We start from the raw sequence: 14,692 nt of genomic DNA, 5'->3' as shown, positions 1-14,692 counted from the left end.
GAGCCTCTTGGGGCTGCGGTCGGATATGCAGCGACGATAAACAGCCCATACGCCACGCTCAATGATCATAAGTGACAACTTTCTGATCATTCAGCGCAAAACGCTTGGCAACCGCAGCACCTTTATCTAGGCTGACGCCGTCCATCCCTGCTCATCGCCTGCTCATGCGTCTCTCGCTCAAACTAGCCCTGCTGCTGATCCTCGTCGGCGTCTCGCTCGCGGTCTACCTCGACTGGACCCATGACCGACGCAGCGGCCCGCTGCTCTCCGATCTGCGCACCCTGCCCATCGAAAGCCAGGGTCAAGCGGGTACCGGGGGCAACCTGCTGGGCATCGAAACGCGCCTGCAACCGGCCGACTATCAGAGCCGCGACCGGCTGCAGCTGAAGTTCAGGACGTATCTCCGCCAGGCTGCCGAAGCCGGAATGCTGAGCGAACGAACCATCGTCGTGCTGCCGGAGCATGTCGGCACCGGCTTGTTCGCTCTGGGAGAGAAGCCGGAAGTGCAGCAAGCCCGCACGCTGCGCGATGCGATGCAGTGGATGGCACTGAGCAATCCGGGCAGCTATCTGCGCGCACTGACCGGCAATCAGGGTGACGACCGCCGTACCGGCGCCGTACTGCGTTTGAAGGCGCGGCAGATGGCCGAGGATTACCAGGCAATCTTCGGTGGCCTTGCCCGGGAATTCGGCATCACCCTGGTGGCGGGCTCGATCGTGCTGCCAGAACCGTACCTGGAAAATGATCGCCTCAGAATCGGTGATGGCCCGCTACGCCAGGTCAGCCTGACATTCGACGGCCGCGGCAAGCCCCTGGGAACGCTGCAGTACAAACATGCACTCAGTCGCTACGAACGCCGCTACAGCGTCGCCCCGATACCCGAACCCAGGCGCCCGATCGCCACGCCAGCAGGTCCGATGGCGGTAATGCTCGGGTGCGATGCCTACCTGCACCGCCCACCTGCCGAAGCGAGGCTGCTCGCGTTACCCGGCGCCCTGGCGGATCCGCACTCCGCTTGCCAGGGTGCGCTCGAAAACGGCTTCGATGACCGGCCGCGCATGGCCGTGCATACACTCGCCGTGCCCTGGAACCTGCTCGGCTCGCCGCGTCGCCCGGCGCCGCCGGGGCATGGCGTGCCGGTGCGGGTCAAGAACCTCTGGCTCGACAGCGGCCGATGACAGTGCAGCGCATACGCCTGGGCGACCTGTCGGTCGGCTTCCTGCACAGCCTGAGCGAAGCATTGCAGCTGCATGGCCACGACCCGCAACCCCTGCTGCTCGCCTATGGGCTAGACGCCGAGCGCCTGGCCGAACCCCATGCACGACTGTCGATTCCGCGCTATATGCGCCTGGGTCATGCCGCCATTCAGTTGGCGGGCGACCCCGCGCTAGGTTTGGAGATGGGCCGTCTGCGCAAGCCCAGCCACCTCGGGCTTGCCGGCCTGACCGCCGCGCAAGCGCCAACCGTACGTGAAGCGGCGCGCGCGTTGATCCGCTACGAACCGCTGTACGCATCCAACTATCGTGGCAGCTCGAGCTTCCACGAGGACGCCACCGGCGCCTGGCTGCGCTTCTATTCGATCAGCCCGTACAACGCCTACAACCGGTTCGTCGTCGATACCGTGCTCGCCAGCTGGGTCACCCAGCTGCAGCGGCTATGCGGCCAACCGCTGCTGCCGACGGCGATCCATATCGAATTCGATGCGCCGGATTACGCCTCCCGCTACGAAGCGCTATTCGGCCGCCCGGTGACATTCGGCGCCGAGGCCAACCAGCTGCAGCTGGATCAGCGCACGCTGGCCCTGCGCAACCCAGAACACTGTCCCGGCACCTGGCGGCATCTGCTGGAACTGTGCGAGATCGAGCTGGAGCGGCGTACCCGCACCCGCAGCCTGCGCGAGCGCGTCACGCAGATTCTCGGGCCCATGCTCAAGGGTCAGGAGCCGGACCTGCAGCAGATCGCGGCACGCCTGCAGATGCCGGCCTGGACGCTGCGTCGCAAGCTGGCCGATGAAGGCAGCAGCTACCGCGCCATTCTCAACGACACCCGGCGCGACCTGGCGATGGCATACATACGCGATACCGAATCGGCCTTCGGCGAGATCGCCTGGCTGCTCGGTTTCTCGTCCGCGGAGGCGTTTCAACGCGCCTTCAAGCGCTGGAGCGGACAGACACCCGGTGACTATCGTCGCACCCAGCGTCGGGGCGGCTGACCGGCACACACGCGTCTCGGGCGAGCCATCAGAGCTCGACGGCATCCTCGGCAGAATCGGGATGGTCCTGTTCGGCCGCATGCCATTCCAGTAGCTCGTCCTGATAATCGTCCATCGGTAGACTCCTGATCGTCTGCATTGTCTGGGCGGTTGGCGGATGAACCATCAAGGTTCATGCCAGCCACGCTACAGCCAGCCGATGAAGTAGAGATGACAGCCATCTAAGCGCATCCACTGCCGTCATGCTGCCAAGTCGCGCCCTATAGCGCGCCATGCGCGGCGGGAGCTGCCCCAGCGTGGCGCAGCTCAGGGTGTCGCCAGCCCCGCTGCACTCATCGCCAGCCGCAGCAACCACGCGACCACCCCAAGCGCCAGCACACTGGCGCTCCAGATCGCCACCAGCCAGGCCATGCGCTGCCACAGCGGCTTCTGCTCGCCGGCGCGCGGCGACTCCTCCGAGCGACGGACCATCAGTGATACCCGTCCTCGGCGCTGACCTTGCCGCGAAACACGTAGTAGCTCCAGGCCGTGTACATCAGGATCAACGGCAGGATCAGCAGCGCGCCAACCAGCGTGAAGCCCTGGCTTTCGGCAGGCGCGGCGGCCTCCCAGATACTCACCGAAGGCGGGATGATGTTCGGCCACAGGCTGATGCCCAGCCCGCTGTACCCAAGGAAGATCAAGGCCAGCGTGAGCAGGAACGGCGTGTAGTTGGCATAGCGCTGGATTGAACGCAACAGCCCGAATGCGCACAGGAGCACCAGAATCGGCACCGGCATGAAGATCAGCAGATTGGGCATGCTGAACCAGCGCTCGGCGATGTCGGGATGGGTCAGCGGCGTCCACAGGCTGACAATACCGGTCACAGCCAGCACCGCCCAAACGAGTGGAATACCGATGTCATGCATGCGCCGCTGCAGATCACCAGCCGTGCGCATCATCAGCCAGGTGCAGCCAAGCAGCGCATAGGCGACGATCAGCGCCAGACCGCAGAACAGCGAGAACGGCGTCAGCCAGTCCAGCGCGCCACCGGCATAGGCGCGTCCTTCCACCGGCAGGCCGCTGATGAACGCACCCAGCACGACGCCCTGAAAGAATGTCGCCGCCAGTGACCCACCGATGAATGCCCGGTCCCAGATGTGCTGGCGTTCGCGCGTGACCTTGAAGCGGAACTCGAAGGCCACGCCGCGGAAGATCAGCCCCATCAGCATGAAGATGATCGGCAGGTAGAGCGCTGACAGCACCACCGAATAGGCCAGTGGAAAGGCGGCGAACAGCCCTGCGCCGCCGAGCACCAGCCAGGTCTCGTTGCCGTCCCAGATCGGCGCAACAGTGTTCATCATCACGTCACGCTCGGAGCTGTCCCGCACGAACGGAAAGAGGATGCCGACGCCGAGATCGAAACCATCCATCACCACGTACATCATGATTCCGAAGATGATGATCACCGCCCAGATCAATGAAAGATCGATGCCCATGGCTCAGTTCCTCTCGCCCAGTTGATCGCCTTGCTCGTGAGCGATGGCCTCGTCCGCGGCGGACAGCGGGCGCATCGGCGTGCGCGCCTCCCCCGGACCGCCCGCTCCTTTCTCGCGCCCTTCGCTGATCACCGGGCCTTTTGTCACCAGCCGCAGGACGTACACCATGCCCACACCGAACACCGCGAAATAAACGACTACGAACATCGCCAGAGTAAGCCCCAGCTGCCCGGCGCCATGGTTGGAAACGGCGTCCGCGGTGCGCATCACGCCGTAGATCACCCAGGGCTGGCGGCCGATCTCGGTGGTGTACCAGCCGGCGAGAATGGCGATCAGCCCGGACGGCCCCATCAACAGCGCCATCCGCAGGAACGCTCGCGAGCGGTAGAGCCGGTCACCACGACGCAGCAACAGGCTCCAGATGCCGGTGACGATCATCAGCAGCCCCAGCGCGACCATGACGCGGAACGTCCAGAACACGATGGTCGAGTTCGGTCGATCCTCGGGCGCGAAGTCCTTCAGCGCCGGGATCGGCTCGCTCAGGCTGTGATTGAGGATCAGGCTGGCGAGATAGGGAATCTCGATCTTGTAGCGGGTTGCTTCGGCCTCCATGTCCGGCCAGCCGAACAGCAGCAGCGGCGTCGGTCCGCCTTCGGAATTGTCCCAATGCCCTTCCATCGCGGCGATCTTCGCCGGCTGGTATTCGAGGGTATTCAAGCCATGGAAGTCGCCGATCACCGCCTGCACCGGGGCCACCAGCAATGCCATCCACATCGCCATCGAGAGCATCTTGCGGATTGCCGGGTTGTCATTGCCGCGCAGCAGGTGCCAGGCCGCCGAAGCGCCGACGATGAACGCCGTGGCGAGAAAGGCGGCAACGGCCATGTGCGCGAGACGATACGGGAACGACGGGTTGAAGATGATGGCCAGCCAGTCCACCGGCACCACCACGCCATCGATGATTTCGTGCCCCTGCGGGGTATGCATCCAGCTGTTGGAGGCAAGGATCCAGAAGGTCGAAATCAAAGTGCCGACCGCGACCATGACGGTGGAGAAGAAGTGCAGCAGCGGGCCGACGCGGTTCCAGCCGAACAGCATCACGCCCAGGAAGCCTGCTTCGAGGAAGAACGCCGTCAGCACCTCATAGGTCAGCAGCGGCCCGGTCACGCTGCCGGCGAACTCCGAGTAAGCGCTCCAGTTGGTGCCGAACTGGTAGGCCATGACGATGCCGGAAACCACGCCCATGCCGAAGTTAACGGCGAAGATCTTCAGCCAGAAGTGGTAAAGGTCGCGGTAGACCTCCTGCTTGGTCTTCAGCCAGAGGCCCTCGAGCACCGCGAGATAGCTGGCAAGCCCGATGGTGATCGCGGGAAAGATGATGTGAAAGGTGATGGTGAAAGCGAACTGAACACGCGCCAGCTCGAGCGCTTCCAATCCGAACATGGGCAACTCCTCGTCAGATGACCGCCCGCGTCGTCTGTGACGGCGATTACGGGATCCAGCACAAGTGACAGCAGATCGCGCCAAGGGTGCAGCCTGATCGCCGCGGCATGTCGCTACGACCGCGTGATCGACGGTCGAGCCAGGCGCACAGGCCGAAGCTATGCTGTGCTTAGCCGCGTCAGCCAGGAGTTCCGCCGGTGCAGATCCGCTCGTTCATTCCGCCCTACATCCTCGATCGCATCATCGAGCACGGTTCGCCCTATCTGCGCGGCTGTGCCCGCGAAACGCTCGGTCATGTGCTGAGCCTGCTGCCCAACCCCGGGCCGCCTCGTCCCACCGCCATCGCCGAGCTGGGCGAGCTACGCACGCCCGGCCATCCGCAACGACGCATCCACGATGCCGAGCAGCAGATGCAGCTCCCCGGCACACTGCGGCGTCGTGAAGGCCAGCCGGCGACCGGCGACCCCGCCGTGGACGAGGCCTATGCGGCGCTTGGCCAGACCTATGCATTCTTCTGGCAGGTGTACCAGCGTGACTCGATCGATGACCTGGGCATGCCGCTGATCGGCAGCGTGCATTACGGCCAGGGCTATGAGAACGCCTTCTGGAACGGCGAGCAGATGGTCTTCGGCGATGGCGATGGCGAGCTGTTCCAGCGTTTCACCCGTTCGCTGGACGTGGTCGCTCACGAGCTGGCCCACGGTCTGATCGAGAGCGAAGCGGCGCTGGTCTACTTCAACCAGTCGGGGGCGCTCAACGAATCGGTGTCGGATGTGTTCGGCGTACTGACCAAACAGCATGCGCTTGGCCAGACGGCCGCCGAAGCCGACTGGCTGGTCGGCGCCGAACTCTTGACCGACAAGGTCAACGGCGTGGCGCTGCGCTCGATGGCCAATCCCGGCACCGCCTATGACGACCCGCTGCTCGGCCGCGATCCGCAGCCGGCACATATGCGCGACTACATTGAAACCCGCCAGGACAATGGTGGCGTGCATCTGAACTCGGGCATTCCCAACCGTGCCTTCTACCTGGCCGCCACTGCGCTTGGCGGATACGCCTGGGAACAGGCCGGACGCATCTGGTACGACACCATCTGCGACAAGCAATTGCCGAACGATGCCGACTTCGTGACGTTCGCCAATGCAACGCTGCGCCACGCCGCCCGCTCGTTCGGCCGGCAATCCAGGCAGGTCGACGCGCTGCAGCAGGCCTGGCTCGAAGTCGGTGTGCTGCAACGGTGAGGGGACGAGATGAAGATGCCGCCGCTGGGACCCGATACCTCACTGCGCTTGACCCGCGAAGGAGGCCTTGTCGCTGCCCCAGGGCTTGCCCGGCCGCGCCAGATCGCCTTTACCGGCTGTGATGCCGCACAGCGCCAGGCCCTCTGTGCGGTACTGGAGCGATGCCTGCCGATAGCCAGCAAGACGGTTGGCGCTGGTGATCAGCGCTTCTTTCGGGTCGAACTGCACTACCGCCGCGAAGATGCCGACGCCGAGCTTGTTCTGCAGATCCCCGAGGATCGCGCGCCGCAGGAACTGGTGCAGCTATGGCGCGATGGTGCCATTCCCGGCGAGTCGGACTGACAGCCGCACGCTCACAGCTCGATGGTTCCGCCGCCCTCGAGCAGGGCGGTCAGCTGCTCGGCCGGCAGCGGGCGCGACAGCAGATAGCCCTGGAACTCGTCGCAGCCGTAACGACGCAGGTAGTCGAACTGCGGCAGGTTCTCCACACCCTCTGCCACCACCGTCTTGTGCAGGCTCTTGCCCAGCGAAATGGCAGCACGGGCGATCATTGCCACTTCCTCCTCCTGCTCAAGCCCGGTGACCAGCGAGCGATCGATCTTGATGATGTCCAGCGGAAAACGCCGCAGGTAGCTGAGCGACGAATAGCCGGTGCCGAAATCGTCCATGGCCAAGCGAAAGCCGAGCGCCTTGAACTCGGCGAGTATCGAGACCGCGCGCGTGCCGTCGCCGAGAAAGACGGTCTCGGTGATCTCCAGCTCGACCTGGCTCGCCGGTAGCCCCGCGTCGTCGAGCACCGCGGCAACCCGCTCGACCACGTCGTCACCGAGAAACAGCAGCGGCGACAGGTTCACCGCGATCAGCAAGGGTACTGCGCGCCCCTCGTTCCAGGCCCGCGCGGCATTGAAGGCCTGGCGCAGTATGGCCAGGGTCAGCGGCATGATCAGCCCGCTCTCCTCGGCCACGGCGATGAAGCGATCAGGGCCGATCACGCCCAGCTCGTGATGGGTCCAGCGTGCCAGCGCCTCGACGCCAACGATGCGGCACGAGGCATCCACCTTCGGCTGGTAGTGCACGGAGAATTCGTCTCGCTCCAGTGCGATGCGCATCGCCGCTTCCAGATTCAAGCGCTCATCCGCGACCCGATTAAGGTCGTGAATGAAGAACTGGAACGTGTTACGGCCACGCTTCTTCGCCGCATACATGGCGATATCGGCGTGCTTGAGCAGCGTTTGCGCATCCTCGCCGTCATCCGGGAACATCGCCACGCCCAGGCTGGCACCGATCTGGAACTCGCGACCGGCAAGCGTGACCGGGCGACGAATCTCGCTCAGCACGCGTTCGAGCAGAGAAATCACCGTGCTGACGCGATAGTGGTCGCTGAGCACCAGGACGAACTCGTCACCGCCAACGCGCGCCACCGTATCTGAACTTCGCAGGCACCCGGACAGACGCCTGGCAATGCTCTTGAGCAACTCGTCCCCGGCGACGTGGCCAAGACCGTCGTTGATGAACTTAAAATTGTCCAGGTCGATGAATACCAGCGTCAGGTAGTAGCCCAGTCGCGCCGCACGGGCCAGCCCCTGATCGATGCGGTCATTGAGCAGGATGCGGTTGGGCAGCCCCGTCAGCAGGTCATGGTTGGCCTGGCGCTCCAGCTGCTGCTGGTAATGCTTGCGCTCGGAAATGTCCTGCACCGTCCCTTCATAACAGATGAATTCGCCGTTGGCGCCGCGCACCACGTGGGCGTTCTCCGATATCCAGATCCGCACGCCATCACGCCGATAGACCTCGGATTCGAAATTCAGCACCTCACCGTGCTGCTCCATCAGCTGGCAGAACACCTCGCGGCGCCCACCCTGGACATACAGACGACGCTCGATGTCAGCCAGGTCGGCGACCAGCTCGGTGGCACTTTCATAGCCGTAGATGCGCGCCAGCGCCGGATTGGCGGCCAGGTAACGGCCATCGCGCGTCGACTGGAAAATACCTTCGGAGGCGTTCTCGAAAATGCTTCGGTAGCGCAGCTCCGCCTGCTCCAGCGCCTCGAGCACCGCGCGCTGAGCGCTGATGTCCTCGATGAACCCCTCAATGACTATCTCGCCCTGCTCGTTCGGCACGGCCACTCCGCGTTCGAGGACCCACTTCAGGTTGCCCGCGGCGGTGCGTATCCGGTACTGCGTCGAAAAACGCCCCTGGCGGATGATCGCCGCATCGACAGCCCGCCGCACCCGTGCGCGGTCGTCCGGGTGGGTGATCTGCTCCCAGCTGATGCAGGCCTCGTCGACCAAATCGGCTGCACGGTAGCCACACAGTCCCAACGCGCCCTGGCTGACGAAGATCATGGTCCAGGCCGCATCGTTGCGACAGCGATAGGCCATGCCTTCGAGGTTGTTGACCAGCGTGTCGAGAACACGAGGGCGATCGAGCACCTCGCAACTGAGCAGGCTGCCTGGACGATTGGTTGCGGCTGAAGATTCTTGGGTCATTGCGTGTCTTGACGAAGGTCCTGCCGCCAGGTCTCAGCGCGCACGCGAGAGGCTCGCAGAGCCGGTCGGCAGGAAAAGGCAGAAAGCCCACGCACAGCAAGAAACGCTCCACCACAGGGCACTTGGCCATCACCCGCAATCCGAGCCCGCCGTTTGCCTGGCCCTGTGCACCAGCAAGATGCATCACAGCAGGCAACCGCACCGATTTCAGGCACAAGACAGACAGCCACAACCTGTGCCACTCGCCGCTTCGGAAACCCGAGTGGCTGCGGGCTGTGTCATGCCTAGGGCCACCAGACTGACGAGCAGTGACACCAGCCGCGGCTCAGATGCGATCGCAGGGGCCTTGGCGATATGCGGCGTGGGCGGTCAGCAGCTGCTGCCAGTCCTGTTCGGCCATGGCTGCGCAATGACGCCGGAGCTGGCGCAGGTCATGCCGGGCCGCAGCATGGCGACGCAGCCGACGCCGGCTCTTTTCCAGATCGAGCAAGGCCACCTCCACCCGCGCCACATCGCCTTCACCATGGACCTTCAGGAAGATGTGCTTGGGATAGCAGCACCCATGCTGCCAGTGCGCCTGATGGATGCGCGCGAGGGTCATCCCTACGGCCACGAGCATGCGCGCCTGGACCGCCGGACCGAAGCGTTGTCCCAGATTCTGTAGATACCAATCCTCCAGGCTGACGAAACCCTGCAGCTCTGCCGTCACCAGCAGCGCCTGCCACTGGCCGACCTGCTGTCGCGTGCCGCAGTAGACCAGCTCCGGTACCCGCACGCCGAGGCGGCCGAAGGCCAGCAGCGCCTGCAGTTCGCGCAGCACCGTGGGCCGGCCGAACGGATGCAGCAGCGAGCGATACAAGTGGCCGATCTGGCGCTTGCAGTAGAGCAGCGGCTGCTCTGGATCACGCAGTCGTATCCGCTGCACGCCGCTTTCGCCGTCGCGGCGCTGGTTGGGTTCCTCGACCCATTCGCCCTGGGTGCTCCACCAGCGCTGGAAGTTGCTGGTACGCGCCTCGCGCGCCGGCAGTACAAGTGGTCGGCTCATGCTCAACCCCGCTTGCGCAGCACGTAGACGCGCCACATGGCATAGCCTGGGAGGAAGTCATTGCGGTCAAGGATGTCGAAACCGGCCTCGGCGAACTCCGCCTCGATCACCGAGCGCGCGACGACGAAACGGTTCTGGTTGTCCTTCGCCGGCCGGCGGCGCTCCAGGCGCTTGCGCTTCCAGGCCTTGTAGTTGCCATCGACCCACAGTGAGACGATCAGTGTGTCACGGGTGACCCGATGGAATTCGTGCAGCATCGCCAGGCGATGCGCCGGGTCGGCGATGTGGTGCAGCAGGCGCATGCAGAAGATGCTGTCCACCGCGTTGTCGCCCATATCGATGGCGAAGGCCGAGGTCTGGAAGGTCTCGACCCGCTGAACCACCTCCAGCGGCTGCGCGGCTTCGGCGATGGCCAGCATGTCTGCGGAATTGTCCGCAGCGAAGATCATCCGGCTCGGGTGCTCGGCCAAAAGCGGCCAGAAGCGCCCGGCACCACAGGGCAGATCGAGGACCAGATCAGGCTCGCCGGCGATTTTCAGCGCGCGCCGCGCCATCTGCTCGTCACGCCAGTGCGACAAGCGCCGGGCCAGACCGTCCTGATGCTTGTGAAGGTATTCGTAGGCGTGCTGGCGGTCGTACTTGCGGGAAAACTCAAGTTCGATGGGACTCGATGTCGGCATGGCGGGCGCTCCGATGGAAGACGGAGCGCCAAACTAACCGGCCAGACATCAAGGGGCCGTCAAAGGGATGTGAAAAAAGCGTCAAGGCTCCAGGCGGACGCTGAAACAGCTGCCGCGGGGTTCGCGACCCTGCACCTCGACCGTCCAGCCCTGGTGCGCGCAGATTCGCCGCACCAGCGACAGGCCCAGGCCGAGGCCCTCGCCCCGCCCTTCGGCGCCCCTGACGAAGGGCTGAAACATGCGCTCCTGCTGATCCGGAGGGATGCCCATCCCACTGTCCTCGACGCGAAAGCCGCCGCGCTCGAGTACCAGCCGCACCTGGCCGTGATCGGTGTAGTGCAGGGCGTTGCGCAGCAGGTTGGACATCACCGTGCCGAGCAGCGTGTGGTTGTAGGTGTGCTCGTCCTCCCCCTCGTACACCACTTCGAAGGCCAATCCCTTCTCCCGTATCGGCGGCGCCCAGCGCTCGCTCTGCTCGAGGGCAACCGAAGCCAGGTCGGCGCTGCCGCCGAATACCTCGTGCTGATCGGGACGGGCCCGCGCGAGCAACAGGAAGGTATCGACCAGCGCCTGCATTTCCTCGGCGGCGCGCTGGATGCGCTCGGCCTGACGCCGCGAACGCTCGGGCAGGTTGCCGGCAATCAGCAGTTCACAGGCCCCCAGCACCACCATCAGCGGTGTGCGCAGTTCATGGCTGACGTCGGCGGTGAACAGCCGCTCGCGCTCCAGGGTCTGGCGCAGCTGGCCGAGGGTGCTGTCGAAAGCGGAGGCCAGATGCCCCACCTCGTCATCGACGTACTGCAGCGCCAGCGGCGGCGCCAGCGGGTGCAACTGGTCGCGATGGCGCACCTGCAAGGCCAGCCGGCTGACCGGCGCCATCACCCTGTCCGCCATCAGCCGGCCGAGTAGCCAGGCGCCAAATACGCTGAGCACGAAGCCGGCGAGCACGGTGTTGAACAGGGCGTTCTCGCGCTCTTCGAACTCGTTCTGGTTTTCCATCAGCACGTAGCGCTCGCCATCCAGATCGCGCACATAGACGTAGTACGCCTCTTTACCGCGCACGACTTCGGTAAAGCCTTCCGCCAGCGCCGCGAAACCCTCGGGCAACGGATGCTCCGGCAGCGCGGTGCTGAAGAAGCGTGTCTGGGCATCGAGTCGCGGCGGGCGCCCGCTGGGCAGGTCCTCGTACAGGACGATGTCCATCTCGCGGCTCAGCTCCTCGGTCACCAACTGCGACTCGACGAAGTAGACCACCGCAACGATGCCCAGCGAGAACACGCCGCTGACCAGCAAGGTCATCAGCGTGAAGGCGATGACGATACGCCGGGCGAACGGCAATCTAGCGAGCATCGCCGTCCTCCGCCAGGCGGAAGCCCACGCCATGAACGGTATGCAGCAGCGGCCGCGCGAACGGCTTGTCCAGCGCCTGGCGCAATTGATGGATATGGCTGCGCAGAGCATCGCTGTCCGGGGCATGATCGCCCCAGAGCGCCTCTTCCAGCGCGTCGCGGCGCACCACCGCCGGGCTGCGCTGCATCAGCAGGGCCAGCAGTTTGTGACCCACCGGGTTGAGCCGGATCGGCTGGCCGGCGCGGCTGACTTCCAGGGTATCCAGGTCGTAGCAGAGATCGGCCACCTGCAGCTGACGCCGGCGCGATCCCTGGCAGCGCCGCAGGATCGCCTCGATCCGCGCGACCAGCTCGGACAGTGCAAAGGGCTTGACCAGGTAGTCGTCGGCGCCGGCCTCCAGCCCCTTGATGCGATCCGGCAGCGCATCGCGCGCGGTGAGCATGATGATCGGCGTGTCGCGCCGGGCGTCTTCGCGCAGGCGCTTGCACACCTGCAGACCGTCGATCCCGGGCAGCATCAGGTCCAGCACGATCAGGTCGTAGTCCTGGGTGGCGGCCAGGTGCAGGCCGCTGAGGCCGTCCTGCGCGCAGTCGACCACGTAGCCCTTGAGCTCGAGGTAGTCGAGCACGTTGGCGAGAATGTCACGGTTGTCTTCGATGACCAGGATACGCATATGGGTTTCGCTGCTATGACGTTTTTTTCACGGCTTCTTGACGAAGGCCTCACGGACGCGCTCGCAGACTGCGCCGCGTTCGTCCTCAGCCCTGGATCATACGATGCCTTTCCCCCGATATGCTCAGCTTCGTTACCTCCTCCTGTTCCTTGGCCTCTGGCTCGGAGTGTTCCTGCTGACCCGCTCGGTGTTGCTCGCGGCACACTGGCAGGAAGCGACCGCCGGCCCTCTGGACCTGCTGCGAATCTACCTGGAAGGTTCCGTCTACGACCTCGCCTTCCTCGCCTTCGCCGCCGCGCCCCTGGCGCTCTATGTACTGCTCTGCCCCCGCCGCCTGTGGGCCAACCGTTTCCATCGCTTCGGTCTGCGCCTGCTGGTTGGGCTGAGCCTGTACGTCATGCTTTTCACCGCGCTGGCCGAGTGGTTGTTCTGGGACGAGTTCGGCGTGCGCTTCAACTTCATCGCGGTGGATTACCTGGTCTATTCCGACGAGGTGATCCACAACATCATGGAGTCCTACCCGGTCTATTCCCTGCTGAGCCTGATCGCCGTGCTGGCCTTGCTGATCGATCTTGCCCTGCAGCGGCCGATCAGCCGCGCGCTGAACGCGCCGAGCCTGTCCTGGCGCGGCAGTGCCGCGGCACTGGCGGGCTTGGCAGGCGTTGCCCTGGCCAGCGCCTTGGTCGTCGGCCAGGACTTTCCGCGCGGCAGCGGCGGCAATGCCTACCAGCGCGAACTGGCGAGCAACGGCCCGTTCCAGTTCTTTGCCGCCTTTCGCAACAATGAACTGGACTACCCGCAGTTCTACGCCACGCTGCCCGACAACGAGATCGGCAACCGCCTGCGCCAGGAAGTCGCCGAGCCGAATGCTCGCTTCCTCGGTCAAGACCCGCTGGACATCCGCCGGGCGATCGACAACCCCGGCCAGCCACGCCATCTGAACGTCGTGCTGGTGACCATCGAGAGCCTCAGCGCCAGGTACCTGGGTAGCTTCGGCGGCGCGCGCGGGCTAACCCCCAACCTTGACGAGCTGCGCAAGCAGAGCCTGACCTTCACCAATTTCTACGCCACCGGCACGCGCACCGACCGAGGCCTGGAAGCGATCACCCTGTCCGTGCCGCCGACCCCGGGTCGCTCGATCGTCAAGCGCATCGGTCGCGAGAGCGGTTTCGCCAGCCTCGGCCAGCAGCTCGGCGCGCAGGGCTACGACAGCGTGTTCCTCTACGGCGGGCGCGGCTACTTCGACAACATGAGCGCCTTCTTCGGCGGCAACGGCTACCGTGTGGTCGACCAGAGCAGCGCCGACGAGGCGGACATTCACTTCAAGAATGCCTGGGGCATGGCCGACGAGGACCTCTATGCGCTGGCCATGCGCGAGGCCGATGCTGACCATTCAGCCGGCAAGCCGTTCCTGCTGCAGCTGATGACCACCTCCAATCACCGTCCCTACACCTACCCGGACGGACGCATCGACATCCCCTCCGGCGAGGGCCGCGAAGGTGCGGTGAAGTACACCGACTACGCCATCGGCCAGTTCCTCGCGCAGGCCCGGCGCAAGCCCTGGTTCAAGGACACCCTGTTCGTCTTTGTCGCCGACCACACCGCCGGCAGCGCCGGTTCGCAGGACCTGCCGGTGGCCAACTACCACATTCCGCTGTTCGTCTACGCGCCTGGCCTGATCGAACCGCGCGAGTTCTCCGGCGTGGCCAGCCAGATCGACCTGGCGCCGACCCTGCTCGGCCTGCTGAACATGGATTACGTGTCGACGTTCTTCGGCCGCAACCTGTTGCGCGAGGACGCCGCTCCGGGCCGCGCGCTGATCGGCAACTACCAGCACCTGGGCCTGTTCGACGGCCGCGACCTGGCAATCCTCAGCCCCCGTCTGCAGGTGCGTCGCCATGACGAGGCATTGCGTTCGAGCCGCGAATCCCAGGCACCACTGACCGACCCGCTGGTGCAGCGCGACATCGCCTACTACCAGGGCGCCAGCCATGACTACAGCCAGGGCCTGCTCAGCTGGCAGACACCCGCGCCGCACGGCAATCAGCTCAGCCAACGCTAACCCGACCGGCGCCCTGCAC

At 64.9% G+C, this 14,692-nt stretch carries 13 protein-coding genes; 5 read left to right on the top strand and 8 right to left on the bottom strand.

Annotated elements, in window-relative coordinates:
* Positions 1–164 precede the first annotated feature (164 nt).
* Positions 165–1,178 (top strand): carbon-nitrogen hydrolase family protein, encoded by a 1,014-nt coding sequence (locus ACX1DW_RS05470; RefSeq protein ID WP_458992967.1) that lies wholly within the window; start codon positions 165–167, stop codon positions 1,176–1,178.
* Positions 1,175–2,212 (top strand): AraC family transcriptional regulator, encoded by a 1,038-nt coding sequence (locus tag ACX1DW_RS05465; RefSeq protein ID WP_063543447.1) that lies wholly within the window; start codon positions 1,175–1,177, stop codon positions 2,210–2,212. The genes ACX1DW_RS05470 and ACX1DW_RS05465 overlap by 4 nt, the downstream gene beginning before the upstream one ends.
* A gap of 306 nt (positions 2,213–2,518) precedes the next feature.
* Here ACX1DW_RS05465 and ACX1DW_RS05460 read toward each other — a convergent pair whose 3' ends face one another.
* Genes ACX1DW_RS05460 through ACX1DW_RS05450 form a run of 3 tightly spaced genes read right to left on the bottom strand, consistent with a single transcriptional unit; the run spans position 2,519 to position 5,133 of the window.
* Positions 2,519–2,683: a DUF2474 domain-containing protein gene (locus ACX1DW_RS05460; protein WP_458992966.1), complete on the bottom strand. Its 165-nt coding sequence runs from the start codon at positions 2,681–2,683 to the stop codon at positions 2,519–2,521.
* Positions 2,683–3,690, bottom strand: a complete 1,008-nt coding sequence (gene cydB, locus ACX1DW_RS05455) for a cytochrome d ubiquinol oxidase subunit II (RefSeq protein ID WP_102841329.1) — start codon at positions 3,688–3,690, stop codon at positions 2,683–2,685. The genes ACX1DW_RS05460 and cydB overlap by 1 nt, the downstream gene beginning before the upstream one ends.
* Positions 3,691–3,693: 3 nt before the next feature.
* Entirely contained in the window at positions 3,694–5,133 is a 1,440-nt protein-coding gene (locus ACX1DW_RS05450; protein ID WP_458992965.1) for a cytochrome ubiquinol oxidase subunit I, read from the bottom strand.
* 197 nt (positions 5,134–5,330) lie between these two features.
* Here ACX1DW_RS05450 and ACX1DW_RS05445 point away from each other — a divergent pair, with 197 nt between their 5' ends.
* Together ACX1DW_RS05445 and ACX1DW_RS05440 are read left to right on the top strand one after the other, a co-directional pair.
* Complete coding sequence (locus ACX1DW_RS05445) at positions 5,331–6,374, top strand: M4 family metallopeptidase (protein ID WP_458992964.1); 1,044 nt, start codon at positions 5,331–5,333, stop codon at positions 6,372–6,374.
* A 9-nt stretch (positions 6,375–6,383) separates the two neighbouring features.
* Positions 6,384–6,716: a protealysin inhibitor emfourin gene (locus tag ACX1DW_RS05440; protein WP_200594243.1), complete on the top strand. Its 333-nt coding sequence runs from the start codon at positions 6,384–6,386 to the stop codon at positions 6,714–6,716.
* 11 nt (positions 6,717–6,727) lie between these two features.
* Here the strand turns inward: ACX1DW_RS05440 and ACX1DW_RS05435 are convergent, their stop codons facing one another.
* From ACX1DW_RS05435 to ACX1DW_RS05415, 5 genes are all read right to left on the bottom strand, one after another.
* Entirely contained in the window at positions 6,728–8,863 is a 2,136-nt protein-coding gene (locus tag ACX1DW_RS05435) for a putative bifunctional diguanylate cyclase/phosphodiesterase (protein WP_458992963.1), read from the bottom strand.
* A gap of 325 nt (positions 8,864–9,188) precedes the next feature.
* Entirely contained in the window at positions 9,189–9,908 is a 720-nt protein-coding gene (locus tag ACX1DW_RS05430; RefSeq protein WP_458992962.1) for a lipopolysaccharide kinase InaA family protein, read from the bottom strand.
* Positions 9,909–9,910: 2 nt separating this feature from the next.
* Positions 9,911–10,588, bottom strand: a complete 678-nt coding sequence (locus tag ACX1DW_RS05425) for a class I SAM-dependent methyltransferase (protein ID WP_208218190.1) — start codon at positions 10,586–10,588, stop codon at positions 9,911–9,913.
* Between the two features lie 81 nt (positions 10,589–10,669).
* Positions 10,670–11,938 carry a sensor histidine kinase gene (locus tag ACX1DW_RS05420; RefSeq protein WP_458992961.1) on the bottom strand — a complete coding sequence of 423 codons (1,269 nt, stop codon included), beginning with the start codon at positions 11,936–11,938 and terminating at the stop codon, positions 10,670–10,672.
* Positions 11,928–12,611, bottom strand: a complete 684-nt coding sequence (locus ACX1DW_RS05415) for a response regulator transcription factor (RefSeq protein ID WP_208218186.1) — start codon at positions 12,609–12,611, stop codon at positions 11,928–11,930. The genes ACX1DW_RS05420 and ACX1DW_RS05415 overlap by 11 nt, the downstream gene beginning before the upstream one ends.
* 103 nt (positions 12,612–12,714) lie before the next feature.
* Between ACX1DW_RS05415 and ACX1DW_RS05410 the strand changes: the two genes are divergently transcribed.
* A complete protein-coding gene (locus tag ACX1DW_RS05410; protein ID WP_458992960.1) occupies positions 12,715–14,673 on the top strand; it encodes an LTA synthase family protein in 1,959 nt (652 codons plus the stop codon).
* The last annotated feature ends 19 nt before the right edge of the window (positions 14,674–14,692 follow it).

The organism is Stutzerimonas sp. KH-1 (assembly GCF_054483855.1).
Note: the sequence above shows the minus strand (reverse complement) of the source record. Positions and strands in the feature narration are given on the sequence as shown.